We start from the raw sequence: 19,376 nt of genomic DNA, 5'->3' as shown, positions 1-19,376 counted from the left end.
ACGTCGAGGCGGAGTACGGAGCGGGCCACCCCACCCACGAGGTCACGCTCGAGCACCGGACCTGGGTGCGGGAGCTCTTCGAGTCCGCGCTCACGGAAGCGGGCGACCCGGACCCGGGCACGAACGCCCTCGGCCTGTGCGTGCTGTACGACGGCGCGATGGCGAGTGCACAAGCCGACCCGTCGCGACCCTGGGCGGCTGCGGCCCGCTCGGCGGCGGCGCGCCTGCTGGGCTGAACCCGGGCGCCCTCAGCCGCCGGTCGCTCCGTGCGGCGCTGCCACCGGTTTCGACTGGCTCGAGCCACGCTGCCGGAGCCACACGGTCGCCACGACCATGACGGAGATCACCAGGAACTCCGACTGCCAGTTCTGCATCGACTCGAACCAGAACTGGCTCGTGCCCAGGTACTGCCAGGCGGTCACGACCGACGCGCCGTGCTCCACCTGCTCCTCGTTGTACGCCGCTGCGCCGCCGATCACGTGACCGACCACGCTGCCGCCGAAGAGCACCGCGAAGAGCAGCAGGAGCGAGTTCTCGTACAGACGGAGGACCACGCCCCCGCGGCGGACCGGCCACGGCACGTGCGGGTCGTGCGACCGACAGCGGGGGTCGGCGTCCTGGGGCGCGTCGTCATCGAGCGACCGGGACTCGCTCGAGCCCTTCTGGAACAGGAACGTGGTCAGGACCACGTACGCGCCCATCTGCAGGAACTCGCTCTCCCAGTTCTCGAAGGTCGCCTCGGCGAAGTCGCCACTGCGCAGGAAGCCCCACAGTGACTCGACCGCCTGCCCGTGCAGGACGGCGTCGTGGTCGGCCACGCGCCACCCGGCCACCACCATCCCGGCGAAGCAGACGAGGAAGACCGCCGCGTTCGCCAGGAAGAGGCCGTTCCGACGCCACCACGACCACTCCGGGGAACGGTTGCGGGACATGCTCCGATGGGGCCTACTGCGGGTCGGCGGGCTCACCGCCGGAGTCCACGTCGCTGTCCTGGTCCGGGTCCTCGGTGGCGTCGCCGGTGCTCGAGCCGTCGCCGAGGTCCGCCGTGCGCTGCAGGTCCTCGTCCGAGGCCTGGGTGCTGCCGTCTGCTGTCGTGTCGCTCATGGCCGGGACGCTACGCGGACCGGTGTCGGGTCCCGTCCAGGCGACGGGACGGCGGACGGGAGGCGCGGTGCGGGCCGGCACCGCGCCTCCCGTCCGCCCGCGGTGCCGGTCTACCGGGCGGCGAGCTGCGGCAGTGCGGCGAGGATCTCGGCGGCCGCTGCGCGGCCCATCCGGACCGCGCCGTCCACGTGCTGGTACCCGTGCCCGGCCAGGTCGCTCGACGCGAACCGGATCGGCCCGACGGCCGCGCGCTGGTCGGCGCCGTACCGCACGAGACCGCCGAGGTCGAAGCTCGCCGCGTACGCGCCGCGCGTCCACTCCTCGGTCCCCCAGTCGCTCTCGTGGTAGACGACGGGCCGCAACGCCTCGTCGCCGTAGTAGTGCGCGAGGGAGGCGAGGACGCGTGCCTTGCGCTCCTCGGCGGAGAGCGTGAACGCGTCGTCGGCGTGGACGTCGGAGACGAAGCCGACGAGGGTGCCCTGCTCCGATCCGTGCGACGTGTTGTCGTAGGCCTCGTGGACGAGCTCGTACGGGCTGAACGCGGTGCCGGAGAGGCCGGCGCCGCGCCAGAACGGGCGGTCGTAGACGGCCTGCACCTTGATGACGAAGCCCATCGAGAGGTGCTGGTGGAGCTGGTGCTGGCGGCGGGGCAGGGGCGGTTCGTAGGAGATCCGGGAGTACAGCGGCGGTGGCACGGCGACGAGCGCCTGCCGCGCCCTGATCTCGATCCCGCCGTCGGCGATCGCGGTCACGCCGTGGTCGTCGCGCCGGAGGGTGCGCACGGGCGCGTCCAGGTGCACGTCGGCGCCGAGCCGCGCTGCGAGGCGCTCCGCGACCTGCTGCATGCCGCCGACCACGCGCTTGTCGAGGATGAAGTCGGGGTCGACGAGGTTCGCGAAGCTGCCGGCCGACGCGGCCATGAGCAGGGCCTGCAACGCGGAGAAGGCGTGTGCGGGCTTGGTCAGCATCGCGCCGGCGATGAACAGCTCGACGTTGTCCGTGGCCACCCGGTCCGCGCTGAGGGAGTGCAACCAGGCACGGAAGCTGGTCTCGTCCAGTGCGGCCGCCCCCGGGGTCTCCCACGGTCGGTCCGGGTCGACCCGTGCCACGTGCTCGTCGACCACGGCGACGAGCCGCTCGACCTCGTTCGCGCTCGCCTCGGGCAGCGGGAAGACGTCGCCGGTGTACTCGGTGCGGGTGCCGTGCTCGTCGACGTACACGCTCGACCCTGCGCGGTACCGGTCGTGGGTGGCGAGGCCGAGGTCGTCGAGGGTCTCGAGCAGCGCCGTCTGGTCCGGGGAGACCCACTGCCCGCCGATCTCGAGCGGGACACCACCGACCTCGTCCGTCCAGGTGCGGCCGCCGACGCGGTCGCGGGCCTCGAGCACGGCGACGGTCCGGCCCGCGGCGACCAGTCGGTCCGCTGCGGTCAGGCCGGTCACCCCGGCGCCGACGATGACGACGTCCCGTTCGGTCATCGTGCTGCTCCCGTCGTCGTGTTGCCGGTGCTGGTGGTCGTCGTGCCGACCGGGTCCGGGGCCGCTGCGGCGAGTCCGTCCAGGACCACCTCGAGGCCCTCCCCGAGCAGCGCGTCGTCGATCGCGAGCGGGGGCAGGAACCGGACGACGTTGCCGTAGGTGCCGGCGGTCAACGCGATCACGCCGTGCTCGTACGCGTACCGCACCACCCGACCGGTGGTGCCCGGGTCGGGCTCGCCGGTGGCGGGGTCGACGAGTTCCATCGCGACCATCGCCCCGCGGCCGCGGACGTCCCCGATGCGCGGGTCCGACGCCTGCGCCGCGCGCAGCCGGTCGAGCAGGATCGAGCCGATCGCCCCGGCGCGCTCGACGAGCCCGTCGTGCTCGAACGCGTCGATCGCAGCGAGTGCGGCGGCGCAGGCGACCGGGTTGCCGCCGTACGTGCCGCCGAGGCCACCGACGTGGGCGGAGTCCATGATCTCGGCGCGTCCGGTCACCCCGGAGAGCGGGAGGCCGCCGGCCATGCCCTTCGCGGTGGTGACGACGTCGGGGACGATGCCCTCGTGCTCGCTCGCGAACATCGTGCCGGTGCGGGCGAAGCCGGTCTGCACCTCGTCCGCGATGAACACGACGCCGTTCGCGGCGGTCCACTCGGACAGTGCGGCGAGGAACCCGGGTGCGGGCACGACGAAGCCGCCCTCGCCCTGGATCGGCTCGACGAGGAGCGCAGCGGTGTTCGTGGCGCCGACCTGCTTCTCGATCTGGCTGATCGCCCGCGCCGCCGCCGCCGGGCCGGAGAGCCCGTCGTGGAACGGGTAGGACATCGGGACGCGGTAGACCTCGGGGGCGAAGGGGCCGAAGCCGTCCTTGTACGGCTGGTTCTTCGCCGTGAGCGCCATCGTGAGGTTGGTCCGGCCGTGGTACGCGTGGTCGAACACCACGACGGCCTGGCGACCGGTGTGCTTGCGCGCGATCTTCACCGCGTTCTCGACCGCCTCGGCGCCGGAGTTGAACAGCGCCGTCCGCTTCTCGTGGTCCCCCGGCGTCAGGCGGTTGAGCGCCTCGGCGACGGCCACGTACCCGTCGTACGCGGCGATCGTGAAGCAGGTGTGGGTGAACGCCGCCACCTGCTCCTGCACGGCGGCGACCACGCCGGGGTGCGCGTTCCCCACGCTCGTCACGGCGATGCCGGAGCCGAGGTCCACGAACGAGTTCCCGTCCGCGTCGACGACGACGCCCCCACCGGCGGCCACGACGGCGATCGGCACCGCGACGCCGACGCCGGCGGCGACCGCGGCGGACTTCCTGGCGAGGAGCTCGCGGGAGCGCGGACCGGGCACCTCGGTGACGAGCCGTCGTTCCTGGGGCAGGGACGGACCGCCTGCCGCGGGCCTGGTCAGGGGTGCAGCGGTGGAGGACATGCGCCGATCGTAGGAGCCGTCCGGCGGTCCCGCTGGTGGCCGTGGTGTACAGCGGAGCCCGTCTGCCTGGACCCCGGGGCTAGTCTTCGCTCCATGCCCGCGACGCTGCGCTCGCTGCTGCACCGAGCCGACCTGCACCTCCGACTGCTCACCGACGCCGACGACGACGCCGTCGACACCCCGTTGTCGTGGCTGCACAGCTCCGACCTCGCCGACCCGACGCCGTTCCTGTCGGACGGGCAGGGGCTGCTCACGACGGGTACCCAGTTCGGCGTCGTCCCCGAGGTCGCCGGTGGGGTGGCCGAGGACTACGTCGCGCGGTTGCGGGCACGTGGTGTCGTCGCCCTCGGGTTCGGCACCGAGGTGGTCCGCGCTGGGACACCCGCGGAACTCGTGACCGCCTGCGCGACGCAGGGGCTGCCGCTGTTCGAGGTGCCCTACGAGACCTCGTTCATCGCCGTCGCGCAGGCGAACGCCGGTGCGGCCGCGCGGGATGCCGATGCCCGGAACGCCTGGGCCCTCGCGGCGCAGCGGGCGATCTCCCTCGCCGCCATGCGCCCGGACGGCCTCGGCGCCACCCTCGCCGAGCTCTCCCGGCAGCTGGACAGCTGGGTCGGCCTGTTCGACGTCTCGGGAAGGCTCGACCGCCGACACCCGGCGAGCGCCGTCCCCGCGGAGGACGTCGAGCTGCTCCGCGCCGAGGCCCTGCGCCTGCTGCGCGCCGGACAGCGGGCCAGCCTGCCGGTCACGACGCGGCACCGTGCCGGGTACACCCTGCAGACACTCGGCAGCGGCGGGCACCTCAGCGGGGTGCTGGCCATCGCGAACGGCGGTGCGCTCGACCGGGCCGGACGCGAGGTCGTCACCGCGGTCATCGCGCTGGCCGGCCTCGCGCTCCAGCAGAACCGCGAGCTCGCGCGGGCCCGTGGTCTCCTGCGGACCGGACTGCTCACGATGCTCTCCGGAGGCGACCCCGGTGTCGCGGACAGCACCTCGCGCGAGGTCTGGGGACCGCTGCCCGCAGAACCGGTGCGCGTCGCCGCGCTCGACGTGCCGGGGCGCGACCTCGACGCGGTGGTGGACCTCCTCGAGCTGTGGGTGCAGGAGCGCCCGGGTCGGTTGTTCTTCGCCGTCGACGACGCGCTCGTCGTCTGCGTCGGCGCCGACGACGCCGCGGTCCTCGACGAGCTCGTCGCCCGGTTCGACCTCCGTGCAGGGCTCTCGGACAGCGCCTCGTACCGGTCCTTCGGGCGCGCCAGGACCGAAGCGACGACGGCGCTCGACCGGCGCCGTGCGGGACCGCCGGGCACCACCAGGTTCGAGGACCTGGCCCGCGAGGGGGTCCTCGCCCACCTCGCCCACGTCGGGGCCGACGCCGGTCCGGTCGCACGTGCCGTCCTCGCCCCCGTGCTGGACCACGACCGGAGGACCGGGGCCGAGCTCACACGCACCCTGCGCACCTGGCTCGAACAGGACTGCGAGTACGACCGCACGGCGCGGGCCCTCGGCGTCCACCGCCACACCGCGCGCGCCAGGATCGAGCACGCGGGACGGCTGCTGGGACGGGACCTGTCGGGGTTCGCGACGCGCGCCGACCTGTGGGCGGCGTTCGTCGTCGACGGTGCCTGACGCCCCCGACGTCCTGATCTGCGGCACGACGAGTCGGTACGCTCGTCACGTCGCACAGGGAGCGACGGGGACGGGGATGCCATGACGACGACCGACGACCTCCGGCGGACACGACCACGACGACCACGAGCCGTCTCGGTCGCCGTCGTCCTCTGGGCGCTCTGGCTGGTGCTCGGCGTCGTCGCCACCGTGGTCGTGACCCTCTCCGGCTCCGGGCTGACGGGCACCGGCGCGGTCCTCGCGGTCGCGCTGTCCTTCGTCCTCTGGGCGGTGGTGGCCGCGGCGGTCGTCCTGCTCCTCCGTGGCTCGGCCGTCGCCCGGATCGTCCTCGTCGCGGTCGCCGCCCTGCGCGCGGTCGTGAGCATCACCGACGGCGGGTGGTCCACGCTCCTCATCGCGCTCTCCGTCGCCGCCGCGGTCCTGCTCTTCGTGCCCAGCGCACGCCCCTTCTTCCGCCGGACGGACGCACCGGGGCCGAGCCGCGCCTCCCGGCCGGGCGCGGACCACCCGCGCGACTGACCGCCCCTGGCGCGCACGCGCTAAACCCCATGATCCGGCGGCGGAGGCGCGGTGCCGCCGAACGGAAGAAGGCCCCCGAACGGAAGAAGGCCCCCGGATTCCTCCGGGGGCCTTCTTCCTTGCCTGGTGCGCGAGGGGGGACTTGAACCCCCACGCCGTTTCCAGCACACGGACCTGAACCGTGCGCGTCTACCAATTCCGCCACTCGCGCCAGCCCGAGAACACTACCATGCACAGACGCTGCCAGATGCCAACCACTACCATGCGTAAGGTCAGCGACCGAGAACACTGGAGACCCATGGGCCTGTTGGACAGCTTCGAGCGAGGGCTGGAGCGCGCCGTGAACGGTGCGTTCGCGAAGACCTTCCGCTCCGGCGTGCAGCCCGTCGAGATCTCGAGCGCCCTCCGCCGAGAACTCGACACGAAGGCTGCGGTGGTGTCGCGCGAGCGCATCCTCGTGCCGAACGAGTTCACCGTGCGCCTCGCGCCGCCGGACTTCACGCGCATGAACGACGTCGGACGTCCCCTCATCGACGAGCTCTCGCAGCGGGTGCAGCAGCACGCGGTGGCGCAGAACTACTCGTTCTCGGGGCCGGTGACCATCACGCTCCGGCAGGACGGCACGCTGTCCACCGGGATCCTGCAGATCGACTCGACGACGGTGCAGCGCGACGTCGCCTGGGTCGCGGTGCTGGACATCGGCTCGCAGCGCCACAAGCTGCAGCGCGGGCGGACCGTGATCGGTCGGGGCACGGACGCCGACATCACCGTCGCGGACACCGGCACGAGCCGCAAGCACGTCGAGGTCATCTGGGACGGCAAGCACGCCCAGGCGAACGACCTCGGGTCGACGAACGGGTCGAAACTGAACGGCGAGCGCTTCCAACAGGCGATCGTGGAGCCGGATTCGACGATCGAGATCGGTCGTACCCGTATGGTGTTCCGGGTGATACCCGAGAACGACGGAGGTACCAGGTGACCACAGGGCTGACCCTGCTCGTCCTGCGCTTCGCGTTCCTCGCGGTGCTCTGGCTGTTCGTGTTCGTGATCGTCTTCGCGCTGCGCAGTGACCTCTTCGGTCAGCGCGTGCGCACCATCCCCACGGATCCGAAGGCCGGCGCGTCCGGCCCGACGACCCCGGCGGCGCCGTCCGCAACGGCGCCGGCCCCGTCGTCCGGCGGTGCCTTCACGGACGTCATCAGTCCGTCCGGAGGCGCGCAGCAGTCCGCCATGCCGGTCGCCACCCGTCTCGTCATCACCGAGGGATCGCGCGAGGGCATGGAGATGCCCCTCGGCGGCGGACCGATCACGATCGGCCGTTCCAGCGAGTCCAACGTGGTCATCCGCGACGACTACACCTCCACCAACCACGCCCGCCTCGACCTGCGTGCCGAGGGCTGGCTCCTCACCGACCTCGAGTCCACGAACGGCACCTTCGTCAACGGTCAGAAGGTGACCGCTCCCGTGACCATCGCCGAGCGGACGCCGATCACGATCGGGACGACGACGTTCGAGCTGCGGCGGTAAGCCCGGATGACGGCTCGTACGCTGAGCGCCGCTGTGTCCCACGTCGGGCGCATCCGCGCGAACAACCAGGACTCCGGCTACGCCGGTCAGCACCTGTTCGCGGTGGCGGACGGCATGGGCGGCCACGCCGGCGGCGACGTCGCCTCCGCGATCGCGATCCGGCGCATCCGCGAGGTCGACCGCGAGTTCCCGTCGGCGCACGACGCCGAGTTCGCGCTGCAGTCGGCGCTCATCGCCGCGAACCAGCTCATCACCGAGACGGTGTTCGAGCACCAGGAGCTCACCGGCATGGGCACCACGGTGTCCGCGATGATCCGGGTCGGCGACCAGATCGCGATCGCGCACATCGGCGACTCCCGGATCTACCGGCACCGCGACGGCGAGCTGCAGCAGATCACGTCGGACCACACCTTCGTGCAGCGCCTGGTCGACAGCGGCCGCATCACGCCGGAGGAAGCGGCGGTCCACCCGCGCCGCTCGGTCCTCATGCGCGTGCTCGGCGACGTCGACGCCGCGCCCGAGGTGGACACGGCGATCATGGACATCCGGCCCGGCGACCGCTGGCTGCTGTGCTCCGACGGCCTCTCGTCGTACCTCGCCGAGGAACGCATCCGCCACGCCCTCGCGTCGAACATGGACGCGAACCAGGTGACGCAGCGCCTCGTGAAGGAGACGCTGGACCACGGCGCACCGGACAACGTGACCGTCGTCGTGATGGACGTCACCGACACGGAACCGGACGACGACGACGACGCGGCCACCACCGTCGGATCCGCGGCCGCACCACTGACCTTCGAGGCGTCGACCGGCCGCAAGCCGATCCGCCTCCCCACGATCCTGCTGCACCCGCTCAAGGTCACGACGGCCCCCGAGGACTCGCACTTCGAGCCGGAGTCCGACCAGTTCTTCGCCGAACTCATCGCCGAGGACCGCCGACGACGCATCCGCCGTCGGATCTCGTGGACGATCGCCCTCGTGGTGGCCGTCGCGGTGCTCGTCGGGGCGGTCTTCCTCGGCTGGCGCATCATCCAGGACCACTACTACGTGGGCACCGACCGCGGGACGGTCGCGATCTACAAGGGCGTGCAGCAGTCGATCGGGCCGATCGCGCTCTCCGACGTGTACGAGGACACCGACGTCACGGTGTCGTCCCTGCCCGAGTACACCCGCGAGAACGTCCGCTCCACCATCAACGCGCAGTCACTCGACGACGCACGCGACATCGTGGACCGGCTGCGGAAGGCCGCCGAGACCGGGCAGGACCAGGCGGGCACCGGCGGTGACGGCGGTTCGTCGTCACCGACCCCGACGCCGTCCGGCTCGCCGTCCGCCAGCGGCTCCCCGGGGGCGAAGCGATGAGCAACGCCACGGCGCAGTCCTTCACGCAGGCGATCACGATCAAGCTGCGCGAGCCCGCACGCGCCCGCAACCTCGAGCTCGTGCTCCTCGTCATCGCCTGCGGCATCTGCGCCGGCGCGATGGTCCTCGTGCAGCTCGGCACGAAGGGGCGTCTGTTCGACACGTCGGCGCTGTGGGTCGGCGCGGGGATCCTCGGGCTCGCCCTCGTCATGCACGTCGTGCTCCGGGTCGTCGCGAAGAACGCGGACCCCTTCATCCTGCCCGTCGCCCTCGCCCTGAACGGCATCGGCATCGCGGAGATCTACCGCATCGACGTCCACGCCGACCACTTCGGGTGGGCCGCCTTCGGCGTCAAGCAGATGGTCTGGACGATGCTCGCCATGGTGGCCGCCATCGTCGTGCTGCTGCTCGTCCGGAACCACCGGTTCCTGCAGCGGTACCGGTACATCTTCATGTTCGTGACGATCGCGCTGCTCCTGCTGCCGATCGTGCCGGGCCTCGGCCTGAACGTCGGCGGCGCCAGGGTCTGGATCAAGATCGGTTCGTTCACCTTCCAGCCGGGTGAGCTCGCGAAGATCACGATGGCGCTGTTCTTCGCGGGGTACCTCGTCACCGCACGCGACTCGCTGTCGATCGTCGGCCGGAAGTTCCTCGGCATGACCTTCCCCCGTGCCCGCGACCTCGGGCCGATCCTGGTCATGTGGGGCGCAGCCATGGGCGTCCTCGTGTTCCAGCGCGACCTCGGTACCGCCCTGCTGTACTTCGGCCTCTTCCTGGTGATGATCTACGTCGCGACCGGCCGGGTCAGCTGGGTCGTCATCGGACTCGCGCTCTTCGTCGGCGGCGCACTCGTGGCGCAGTCCGCCCTCGTGTACGTGCACGGTCGCTTCGAGCAGTGGCTCGACCCGTTCGACCCCGTGATCTACAACCGCGTCTCGCAGGGCAGCGGTCAGCTGGTGACCGGGTTGTTCGGCTTCGCGAGCGGCGGCATCACCGGCACCGGGCTCGGCCAGGGTCGTCCGTACCTGACCCCCGTCGCGAACGCCGACTACATCGTCGCATCGCTCGGCGAGGAACTCGGGCTCATCGGCGTCTTCGCGATCCTCGCGCTGTTCGTCATCCTGGCCTCCCGCGGCATGCGCGTGGGCTTCATGGCGCAGGACGACTTCGGCAAGTTGCTCGGAGTCGGCTTCGGCTTCACGATCGCCCTGCAGGTGTTCGTCGTCGTCGGCGGCATCACCCGGGTCATCCCGGTGACCGGCCTCACGACGCCGTTCATGGCCGCGGGCGGTTCGTCCCTCATCGCCAACTGGATCATCGCCGCGATGCTGCTGCGCCTGACCGACGCCATCCCCGCCGAGCAGCGCGTGCAGCAGGGTGCGATCCCGGCTGCCCGCGGGCGCGGCGCGACCGTGAAGGAGCGCACCCGATGAACCGACAGCTCCGCCGTGTCTCGACCGTCATCGTGCTCATGTTCGTGGCACTGTTCGTGTCGACGACGTCGATCCAGTTCTTCGCAGCGGACTCGCTCCGCGCCGACCCACGGAACTCGCGGACGATCCTCAACAGCTACTCCACGAAGCGCGGGGCGATCCTCGTGCAGGGCAGCCCGATCGCCGAGTCGACGGCCGTGGACGACCAGTACCAGTACCAGCGGAAGTACACGAACGGCGAGCTCTACTCGGCCGTCACCGGGTACTTCACCATCGGGCAGGGCAGCGCCGGCATCGAGGCGGCCGAGAACTCCGTGCTGTCCGGCAACTCGGACGCCTCGTTCTTCCAGAACCTCAACGCGATCCTCACCGGTCAGGACGTCCAGGGCGACAACGTCAACCTGACCATCGACCCGAAGGTCCAGCAGACCGCGTACGACGCCCTCGGTGACAACTCCGGCGCGGTCGTCGCGATCCAGCCGAAGACCGGCAAGATCCTCGCGATGGTCTCCAAGCCCGCCTACGACCCGAACACGCTGACGTCGCACGACACCGCGGACGTCGTCGCGAAGTTCAACGCGCTCGACCAGGCCGCCGGCCACCCGTTGAAGAACCGCGCGTACGGCGGCGACCTCTACACGCCCGGGTCGGTGTTCAAGCTCATCGTCGCGTCGGCGGCGCTCGAGGGCGGGAAGTACACGCTCGACTCCGAGTTCCCGAACCCCTCGCGCCTGCAGCTCCCCGGGACGAGCTCGTACATCAACAACGCCGAGGGCGGCTCCTGCGGGGGCGGCGACAAGGTGAAGCTCCGCACCGCGATCCAGAACTCGTGCAACATCCCGTTCGCCGAGCTCGGGCAGAAGCTCGGGTACGACGCGATCAAGAGCATGGCGGACAAGTACGGCTTCGGCGACGCCATCGAGATCCCGATGCGTGCCACCGCCAGCCAGTACCCCGACGTCGACTCGACGGCGCAGCTCATGCTCAGCTCGTTCGGCCAGGCGAGCGTCCGGGTCTCCCCGCTGCAGATCGCGATGGTGTCCGCCGGCATCGCGAACGGCGGCAAGGTCATGCAGCCGTCGCTCGTCGACTCGATCACGACGAGCGACCTGAAGACCGTCGAGTCCTTCTCGCCGAAGCAGTACAGCGACCCGCTCTCGGCATCCGAGTCCGCCGACCTGACCGAGGCGATGCAGAGCGTCGTCAGCTCCGGGACCGGCACCAATGCCAAGATCGACGGTGTCGACGTCGCCGGCAAGACGGGCACGGCCGAGGGCGGCACGGGCGACCCCTACACACTCTGGTTCACGGGCTTCGCCCCGGCGAAGGACCCGGAGGTGGCCGTCGCGGTCGTCGTCGGGAACGGCGGCGGACTCGGGCAGTCCGGGGTCGGCAACACGGTCGCGGCCCCGGTCGCGAAGAAAGTCATGGAGGCGGTGCTGAACAAATGAGACCCACCAGCGGACTCACCTTCGGTGGGCGGTACCAACTCTCGTCCCGGGTCGCCATCGGCGGCATGGGAGAGGTCTGGCAGGCCACCGACCTCGTCATCGGCCGGACCGTGGCACTCAAGATCCTGAAGGACGAGTACCTCGGCGACCCGGGCTTCCTCGAGCGCTTCCGCGCCGAGGCCCGGCACGCTGCGCTCGTCAACCACGAGGGCATCGCCAACGTGTTCGACTACGGCGAGGAGGACGGCAGCGCCTACCTCGTGATGGAGCTCGTGCCCGGCGAGGCGCTCTCGACCATGATCGAGCGGGAGCACACGCTCCCGGTCGACAAGGTCCTGGACATCGTCGCGCAGACCGCGAACGCGCTGCAGGCCGCCCACGCCGTGGGCCTCGTGCACCGCGACATCAAGCCCGGCAACCTGCTCATCACGCCGGACGGCCGCGTCAAGATCACGGACTTCGGCATCGCCCGCATCGCCGACCAGGTACCGCTCACCGCGACCGGCCAGGTCATGGGCACGGTCCAGTACCTCTCGCCGGAGCAGGCCAGCGGGCACCCCGCGTCGCCGTCGACGGACATCTACTCCCTCGGCATCGTCGCGTACGAGTCGCTCGCCGGACGCCGTCCCTTCACGGGCGAGTCGCAGGTCGCGATCGCGATGGCCCACATCAACGAGCAGCCGCCGGCCCTGCCGGGTGACATCCCCGAGCCGGTGTCCGCCCTCGTGATGTCCTGCATCGCGAAGAAGCCCGCCGACCGCCCCGCCACCGCTGCGAACCTCGCGCGCGCCGCACAGGCGCTCCGCCGAGGCGACGTCGCAGCGGCGACCGTCGCGGTGCCGGCGATCGCCGGTGCCGGCACGGTGGCGTTCAACCCGCCGCAGGGGCAGGGCAACGACGCCGCGACCGCACTCATCGGCACCACCCAGGCGGGTGCCGTCGCGGGCGGTCCCCGCACCCCGGGGTCGCCGATCGACGGCGAGGACGAGGAGCCGAAGAAGAAGCGCGCGTGGATCTGGTGGCTCGTCGGCGTCATCGCCGTCCTCGTCATCGGCGGGGTGATCGCCGCCCTCGCGTTGACCGGTGACGCCCAGCCCGACCCGACGAAGTCCGCCTCGTCGGTGTCCTCGCCGGAGCCCACCCGGTCGGAGACGCCGTCGCCGACCCAGTCGACGCCCACCGAGACCCGCGTCCTCGTGAACAGCGCCGACTACGTCGGCCTGTCCGTCACGGACGCGCAGGCCAAGCTCACGCAGGCCGGCCTGACCTCCCGCGTCGAGGACGGCGACCCCGCCCCGAGCGCCGACAAGGCGAACACCGTGGAGTCGATCAGCCCGACCGGCAGCCTCGCCGCCGGGTCGCTCGTCGTCATCCAGCAGTACACGGCGCAGCCCACCGTCAACCAGCCGAACTCGGCCTCGCCGGGCGCGGTGTCCGCGGACGGCCAGGTCACCTTCAGCTGGGCGGCCGCGACGTGCCCGACGGGGTACACGGTCTCGTCGTACGCGTACACGATCACCGGCGGCAAGGACGGCTCGAGCCAGACCTCCGGCACGCTCGACGCCGACCACCGTTCGGTCACCGTGCAGATCGACGCCGTCGGCCAGCCCGCGTCGCTGAGCTACACGGTCACGTGCGGGAACCTCCCCGCGTCGGCCGCGTCCGAGCCGGCGTCGAGCGACGACTGGCAGGCCACCGGCGAGCCCACGGTCGACCCGACCGACGGCAACAACCCGAGTCAGGCGCCGCAGGACTGACCCTCGGACGGGGGCTCGCGACACCGTTGCGTAACGGTTCGGTCGGGGCCCCCGTCGCCAGCGTCCCACCAGGAACGGCTGTCGTACACTTGCCCGGACGGACATTCGGAGGAGTACGTGCCAGAAGGTGTGACCGCGGGGATCACCCTCCTCGCCAACCGCTACGAGATCGGTGAAGTCATCGGTCGGGGCGGCATGGCCACTGTGCATCTGGGCAACGACACGCGTCTGGGACGCAAGGTCGCCGTCAAGCTGCTGAAGCCGAGCCTCGCCAACGACCCGGCGTTCCGCACGCGGTTCCGGCAGGAAGCCCAGGCCGCGGCCCGCATGGCACACCCGACGATCGTCCGCGTCTACGACGCCGGCGAGGAGACCGTCACCGAGACCTCCGGCGCCGAGGTGCAGGTGCCGTTCATCGTCATGGAACACGTCGACGGGCGGCCGCTCTCCGACATCATCGACGAGGGCCCGGTGGCCCCGGACGAAGCCGTCCGCATCACCGAGGGCATCCTCACCGCGCTCGAGTACTCCCACCGCGCCGGCGTCGTGCACCGCGACATCAAGCCCGCGAACGTCATGGTCACCCACACCGGCCAGGTCAAGGTCATGGACTTCGGCATCGCGCGCGCGATCACCGACACGTCCGCGACCGTCGCACAGACCACCTCGATCCTCGGTACCGCGTCGTACTTCTCCCCGGAGCAGGCACGCGGCGAGACGGTCGACGCCCGCACCGACGTCTACTCGAGCGGTGTGGTGCTGTTCGAGCTCCTCACCGGTCGCGCCCCCTTCATCGGCGACTCGCCGGTCGCCGTCGCCTACCAGCACGTCAGCGAGCAGCCCGTCGCACCGTCGTCCCTCGAGCCGGCGGTGTCCCCGGCGCTCGACGCTGTGACCCTCCACGCCCTCGTGAAGGACCGCACGCGCCGATACCAGAACGCCGCCGAGTTCCGCACGGAGCTGCAGCAGGCGGCAGCGGGCCGCGTCCCGACGTCGACGCGCAAGCTGCACCAGGCCGCTGCGAACGACGCATCGACGATGCTCTTCGGGGTCAACCCACGGACGACGTCGAACCCGGCCGTCGCGTTCCGCGAGCTCGACGACGACACCGCCGAGCACCGTCCGCAGCGCACGCAGAACCGGCCCCCGGTGGCGTGGATCTGGGTCGGCATCCTGCTGACCGCCGCCGTCATCGTCGCGGTCGTGTTCTTCGTGGCCAACCTGCAGCCGGGCAAGCCGCCGGTCTCGTCCTCGGTGAGCGTGCCGAACGTCGCCGGAGCCACGTGGGACGCTGCGTCGACGGCGCTCGAGAAGCGTGACCTCGACGCCGTGAAGGTCGAGGAGAACTCCGACGACGTCGACAAGGGCACGGTGATCCGGACGGAACCGGGCTCGGGGACGAACGTCGCACGCAGCCAGGACGTCCGCGTGGTCGTGTCGCTCGGGCCGGAACAGGTGTCCGTCCCGGACCTGACGAACCAGGCGCAGGACGCGGCCGAGAAGACCCTGAAGGCCGCCGGGTTCACGGTCGGCGCCGTGAACTCCGAGCACTCGCCGGACGTCCCGGGCGGCACCGTGATGAGTTCCGACCCAGCCAGCGCGACGCAGCACGTCAAGGGCACGGTGGTGAACCTCACCGTCTCGGACGGCAAGGTGGACCTGCCCGACGTCACGCAGCAACCGCTCGAGACGGCGCGGGCCACCCTCGCCGCCCTCGGCCTCACCGTCACCGCGTCGCCGACGAACGCCTGCACGGATGGGACCGTGACGCAGCAGAACGCTCCGGCTGGCGACATCGCGCAGAAGAGCACCGTCGTGCTGACCTACTGCGCCGCGCCGGCCCAGCAGCCGAGTCAGCCGGCCGCACCCGGTGGGGACGACAACGGCGGGAACGACAACGGCGGCGGCGACAACGGCGGCGGGAACGACAACGGCGGCGGCGACAACGGCTGACGCACGAGCGAGAGTCGGCGGGTCCAGCCGTACTCGCTGAACCGTCCGGGGCACCACGCCCGATCAGCAGGTGCGACTCCGGCCAGGAGCTGTGCCCCGGTGCTGCAGCTGCGTACCAGGAGCGCACGCGCGTCTCGACGGATCAGGCGCGTCCCCACGCGGGCGCCGGCCGCGCAGGTTCGTCCCCGCGCTCCGGTGAGCGTCGACGGCGCAGGCTCGTCGCGACAGATCCGCCGCGGCGCAGCAAGCTCCTCAGGGACGGTGCGCGGCGATCAGCGGGTTGAGGTCGGCGGCACGCTCAGCGGCACCGGCGAGGCCGGTCGTCTCGAGCCAGTTGCCGACCATCCGGTAGCCACCCTCGGTGAGCACGGACTCCGGGTGGAACTGCACGCCGTACACCGGGTGCTCGCGGTGCTGGACACCCATGATCACGCCGCCACCGGTCCGGGCGGTGACGGTCAGCTCGTCGGGCACGGTGCCGTCGACGATGGCCAGCGAGTGGTACCGCGTCGCGGTGAAGGGGTGCGGGACCCCGGCGAAGAGGGCACTGTCGTCGTGGTCGACCTGCGAGGTCTTGCCGTGCATGAGTTCTTCGGCATGGGTCACCGTCGCGCCGAGTGCCTCAGCGATGGCCTGGTGGCCGAGGCACACGCCGAGCAGGGGCGTGTCCGCGTGCATCGCCGCGTGGACGGTGGCGATCGAGACACCGGCGTCGGCAGGAGTCCCCGGACCGGGCGAGAGCAGCACACCGTCGTAGTCGGCGATCCGGTCCGCGATCTCGGACTCGGGGAAGGCGTCGTTCCGGACCACGTCGGTGTCGGCACCGAGCTGCTGGACGTAGCCGTTCAGCGTGTACACGAAGCTGTCGTAGTTGTCGACGACGAGGATCCTGGTCATGGCGTTCCACCGTACTCGTGGGGGATGTGTGCAGCGGTCTGAGAGTCTTCCCACACACGCGGTCACGGTAGGATACCGGCCATGGCCAAGGACAAGGACCGCACCAAGCCCGCCCGGAGGACCCGAGCCGACTCGGTCGACACCGCGGGGGACCAGCCCAACCCCGTCTGGTTCAAGCCGGTCATGTTCGGGTTCATGCTCATCGGGCTCGCGTGGGTGATCGTCTTCTACATCTCGAACACCACGCTGCCGGTGCCGTCGCTGGGCTCTTGGAACATCCTGATCGGTTTCGGCATCATGTTCGTCGGCTTCCTGATGACCACCCGCTGGCGGTAGCCGCACCGCTCCGCTCCCATCGACGCCCGTCGTACCGTTCGGTACGGCGGGCGTCGTCGTTCTCCACAAGTACCGGCGCCCGTCGTCCCCGGTCTCCCCAGCTCGGGACCGCTTCTCCACAGTTCTCCACACTTTCCACACGACTGTCCACACCACAGCCCCGGAGTTATCCACAGCGGATTCCACAGTGGGGATAATCACATGCGTGTAACTCACCGATCCATCCACACCTGTGGACAACTGCTTCGACCCCTGTGGAATCTCGGTGGGGGTCCGCCCGTCCATGGTCGTGGGACGACGAACGCCCCGCCGCGGGGAGCGACGGGGCGTTCGTGGTCGAGCTTGGGAGCGGGTGCCCTGCAGGTCAGATGCCGAGCCCGATCTGCAGGCCGGCCGACACGGCGACGATCCCGCCGACGAGCACGACGGCCTCGGCGACGAGCAGACCGATCTGCAGTCCCCGCTGGCGGACGTTGCGCGTCTTGGAGAACACGAACCCGGTGATGAACCCGAGCACGATCCCGCCGACGTGTGCCTGCCACGAGATGTTCGTCCCCGGCAGGAACCCGACGATGAGGTTGAGGCCCATGATCACCAGGAGCTGGACCGCGTTGTAGCCGAGGCTCCGCTGGATGACGAAGAAGGCCGCGAACAGCCCGAAGATCGCACCGGAGGCACCGACCACCTGCGTCCCCGGACTGAGCAGCGCGACCGCGAGGTCACCGCCGAGCCCGGCGAGGAAGTACAGCGCGAGGAACCGCCACGTCCCGAGGATGTTCTCGAGCATCCGTCCGAAGATCCACACCGCCCACATGTTGAAGAGGATGTGGAAGAAGGACGAGTGCACGAAGAGGCCGGTGACGAGACGCCACGGCTGGGTGTCCGCGAGCGGGGTCCAGAAGCTCAACCAGGCGTTGACGTACCCGCCGCTGACCTGGTTGAGGAGCCACAGCACGGCCGAGACGACGACGATGACGACCGTCGCCTTCTGGTCGAGCATGGCGAAGCGGCGCCGGGCGACGGTGATCCCGCTGGGGCCGTTCGCCCGGCGCTTCTCCGAGAACTGCGCACGCTGCTCGCGCACGCACTCCGGGCAGTGCACCCCGACCGCCGCCGGCGTCTGGCACTCGGGACAGATCGTCCGTCCACACCGCTGGCAGAGGACGAAGCTCTGCCGATCGGGGTGCCGGTAGCAGGTGTTCGGGTTGTACGCCGGATCGCTCACGTGGTGGCTCAGACGTCCTCGACGTCGATGCTCTGGATGACGACGTCCTCGAGCGGCTTGTCACGGCCGTCCGTGGCGACGCCCTCGATCGCGTCGACGACGGCACGGGACTCGTCGTCCGCGACCTCGCCGAAGATGGTGTGCTTGCCCTGCAGCCACGGTGTCGCCACCGTGGTGATGAAGAACTGCGAACCGTTGGTGCCGCGGCCGCCCTGGATGCCGGCGTTCGCCATGGCGAAGATGTAGGGGTTCTGGAACGTGAGCTCCGGGTGGATCTCGTCGTCGAAGCGGTAACCGGGGCCACCGATGCCCTGACCGAGCGGGTCGCCGCCCTGGATCATGAAGTCCTTGATGATGCGGTGGAAGACCACGCCGTCGTAGAGCTTGTCCGTCGACACCTTGCCGGTGCCCGGGTGGGTCCATTCCTGCTTGCCCGTCGCGAGGTCGACGAAGTTCTTGACGGTCTTCGGAGCGTGGTTGCCGAACAGGTTGACGCGGATGTCGCCCTTGTTCGTGTGGATCGTTGCGACAGCAGTGTGCAGAGACATGTTCCGATTCTCGCATGTGCGGCTGTGCGTGGACGAGACGCACAGGGACGGCTCCGTGACCTGTCAGGTGCCCTGGTGGCAGGATGGGGCAACGCCGTTCCGATGGAGGTACCAGATGACGACGATCGAACTGCCGCGCAAGCGCCGGAAGCAGATCAAGAAGCTCAAGGGCAAGACCGCCTCGCTCCTCGGCGAGCAGCGCAAGGTCCTCGAGCACGCGAACGAGATCCTGGCCGAGGCGCGTGCACACGCAGCCGACGCCGCACGCAAGGACATCGCCCCCCGTGTGCAGAACGCGATCGACAACGGGGTGCGCCCGGCCGTCGCCACCGGCGTCCACGCTGCGACGTCCGCCGCCCAGACCGCGTCGCACCGCTTCCAGACCGAGGTCATCCCCGGGCTGGTCTCGACGGCGGGCTCGGTCCTGAGCGTGGGCGACCTCGCGAAGGACCCGCGGGTCAAGAAGCTCGTGAAGAACGCCCAGAAGAAGAGCAAGAGCGCGAAGAAGGCCGCGGCGAAGTACGTGCCGGCTTCGCAGAAGAAGGGCATCGGCTTCGGCGGCGTCGCGCTGATCGTGGTCGGTGTGGTCGCGGTCGCGGGTGCTGCCTACGCCGCCTACCAGACGCTCCGCGCCGACGACGACCTCTGGGTCGCCGACGACGCCGACACGGCGGAGAAGCCCTCCGCCTGACCTCCCGGTTCGTACGACGGGCCCCGGCTCCGGCCGGGGCCCGTCGTC

General features: G+C 70.7%; 19 protein-coding genes and 1 tRNA gene. 12 read left to right on the top strand and 8 right to left on the bottom strand.

Annotated features, from left to right (window positions below; genetic code table 11):
• The first annotated feature begins 65 nt into the window (after positions 1-65).
• A complete protein-coding gene (locus tag AAEP86_RS03935) occupies positions 66-236 on the top strand; it encodes a hypothetical protein (RefSeq protein ID WP_420369234.1) in 171 nt (56 codons plus the stop codon).
• Between the two features lie 12 nt (positions 237-248).
• Here the strand turns inward: AAEP86_RS03935 and AAEP86_RS03930 are convergent, their stop codons facing one another.
• The 4 genes from AAEP86_RS03930 to gabT all read right to left on the bottom strand — a co-directional run bounded on the left by AAEP86_RS03930 (position 249) and on the right by gabT (position 4,003).
• Positions 249-932, bottom strand: coding sequence for a DUF6766 family protein (locus tag AAEP86_RS03930; protein WP_420369233.1), 684 nt, complete (start codon positions 930-932; stop codon positions 249-251).
• 13 nt (positions 933-945) lie between these two features.
• Positions 946-1,104: a hypothetical protein gene (locus tag AAEP86_RS03925; protein WP_420369232.1), complete on the bottom strand. Its 159-nt coding sequence runs from the start codon at positions 1,102-1,104 to the stop codon at positions 946-948.
• Positions 1,105-1,214: 110 nt separating this feature from the next.
• Entirely contained in the window at positions 1,215-2,582 is a 1,368-nt protein-coding gene (locus tag AAEP86_RS03920) for a flavin monoamine oxidase family protein (protein WP_420369231.1), read from the bottom strand.
• Entirely contained in the window at positions 2,579-4,003 is a 1,425-nt protein-coding gene (gene gabT, locus AAEP86_RS03915) for a 4-aminobutyrate--2-oxoglutarate transaminase (protein WP_420369230.1), read from the bottom strand. Before gabT ends, AAEP86_RS03920 begins: the two co-directional genes overlap by 4 nt.
• A 93-nt stretch (positions 4,004-4,096) precedes the next feature.
• Here gabT and AAEP86_RS03910 point away from each other — a divergent pair, with 93 nt between their 5' ends.
• A complete protein-coding gene (locus AAEP86_RS03910) occupies positions 4,097-5,632 on the top strand; it encodes a helix-turn-helix domain-containing protein (RefSeq protein WP_420369229.1) in 1,536 nt (511 codons plus the stop codon).
• Positions 5,633-5,713: 81 nt separating this feature from the next.
• Positions 5,714-6,151: a hypothetical protein gene (locus AAEP86_RS03905; protein ID WP_420369228.1), complete on the top strand. Its 438-nt coding sequence runs from the start codon at positions 5,714-5,716 to the stop codon at positions 6,149-6,151.
• 124 nt (positions 6,152-6,275) lie between these two features.
• Here the strand turns inward: AAEP86_RS03905 and AAEP86_RS03900 are convergent.
• Positions 6,276-6,362, bottom strand: a tRNA-Leu gene (locus AAEP86_RS03900).
• Positions 6,363-6,449: 87 nt separating this feature from the next.
• Between AAEP86_RS03900 and AAEP86_RS03895 the strand changes: the two genes are divergently transcribed.
• The 7 genes from AAEP86_RS03895 to pknB all read left to right on the top strand — a co-directional run bounded on the left by AAEP86_RS03895 (position 6,450) and on the right by pknB (position 15,631).
• Entirely contained in the window at positions 6,450-7,130 is a 681-nt protein-coding gene (locus AAEP86_RS03895) for an FhaA domain-containing protein (protein ID WP_420369227.1), read from the top strand.
• On the top strand, positions 7,127-7,678 hold the full coding sequence (locus AAEP86_RS03890; RefSeq protein WP_420369226.1) for an FHA domain-containing protein FhaB/FipA: 552 nt from the start codon (positions 7,127-7,129) through the stop codon (positions 7,676-7,678). The genes AAEP86_RS03895 and AAEP86_RS03890 overlap by 4 nt, the downstream gene beginning before the upstream one ends.
• A gap of 6 nt (positions 7,679-7,684) precedes the next feature.
• Positions 7,685-9,037, top strand: a complete 1,353-nt coding sequence (locus tag AAEP86_RS03885) for a Stp1/IreP family PP2C-type Ser/Thr phosphatase (RefSeq protein ID WP_420369225.1) — start codon at positions 7,685-7,687, stop codon at positions 9,035-9,037.
• The gene (locus tag AAEP86_RS03880; protein WP_420369224.1) at positions 9,034-10,470 is read left to right on the top strand and encodes an FtsW/RodA/SpoVE family cell cycle protein; all 1,437 of its coding nucleotides are present in this window, start codon (positions 9,034-9,036) and stop codon (positions 10,468-10,470) included. The genes AAEP86_RS03885 and AAEP86_RS03880 overlap by 4 nt, the downstream gene beginning before the upstream one ends.
• On the top strand, positions 10,467-11,921 hold the full coding sequence (locus tag AAEP86_RS03875; protein ID WP_420369223.1) for a peptidoglycan D,D-transpeptidase FtsI family protein: 1,455 nt from the start codon (positions 10,467-10,469) through the stop codon (positions 11,919-11,921). Before AAEP86_RS03880 ends, AAEP86_RS03875 begins: the two co-directional genes overlap by 4 nt.
• The gene (locus tag AAEP86_RS03870) at positions 11,918-13,678 is read left to right on the top strand and encodes a protein kinase domain-containing protein (protein WP_420369222.1); all 1,761 of its coding nucleotides are present in this window, start codon (positions 11,918-11,920) and stop codon (positions 13,676-13,678) included. Before AAEP86_RS03875 ends, AAEP86_RS03870 begins: the two co-directional genes overlap by 4 nt.
• A gap of 117 nt (positions 13,679-13,795) precedes the next feature.
• Entirely contained in the window at positions 13,796-15,631 is a 1,836-nt protein-coding gene (pknB, locus tag AAEP86_RS03865) for a Stk1 family PASTA domain-containing Ser/Thr kinase (RefSeq protein ID WP_420369221.1), read from the top strand.
• 252 nt (positions 15,632-15,883) lie between these two features.
• Here the strand turns inward: pknB and AAEP86_RS03860 are convergent, their stop codons facing one another.
• On the bottom strand, positions 15,884-16,528 hold the full coding sequence (locus tag AAEP86_RS03860; protein ID WP_420369220.1) for an aminodeoxychorismate/anthranilate synthase component II: 645 nt from the start codon (positions 16,526-16,528) through the stop codon (positions 15,884-15,886).
• Positions 16,529-16,609: 81 nt separating this feature from the next.
• On the opposite strand from AAEP86_RS03860, the gene AAEP86_RS03855 reads away from it, so the two are divergent.
• Complete coding sequence (locus tag AAEP86_RS03855; RefSeq protein WP_079237606.1) at positions 16,610-16,864, top strand: cell division protein CrgA; 255 nt, start codon at positions 16,610-16,612, stop codon at positions 16,862-16,864.
• Positions 16,865-17,228: 364 nt separating this feature from the next.
• Here the strand turns inward: AAEP86_RS03855 and AAEP86_RS03850 are convergent, their stop codons facing one another.
• Complete coding sequence (locus tag AAEP86_RS03850; RefSeq protein WP_420369219.1) at positions 17,229-18,089, bottom strand: rhomboid family intramembrane serine protease; 861 nt, start codon at positions 18,087-18,089, stop codon at positions 17,229-17,231.
• Between the two features lie 8 nt (positions 18,090-18,097).
• Entirely contained in the window at positions 18,098-18,637 is a 540-nt protein-coding gene (locus AAEP86_RS03845; protein WP_070417461.1) for a peptidylprolyl isomerase, read from the bottom strand.
• 115 nt (positions 18,638-18,752) lie between these two features.
• Between AAEP86_RS03845 and AAEP86_RS03840 the strand changes: the two genes are divergently transcribed.
• Positions 18,753-19,328, top strand: a complete 576-nt coding sequence (locus AAEP86_RS03840; RefSeq protein ID WP_420369218.1) for a hypothetical protein — start codon at positions 18,753-18,755, stop codon at positions 19,326-19,328.
• The last annotated feature ends 48 nt before the right edge of the window (positions 19,329-19,376 follow it).

The organism is Curtobacterium sp. L1-20, assembly GCF_048755855.1.
In the GTDB taxonomy this organism is placed as follows: domain Bacteria; phylum Actinomycetota; class Actinomycetes; order Actinomycetales; family Microbacteriaceae; genus Curtobacterium.
The sequence above is the reverse complement of the archived record's forward strand: the minus strand, read 5'-3'. Positions and strand labels throughout refer to the sequence as shown.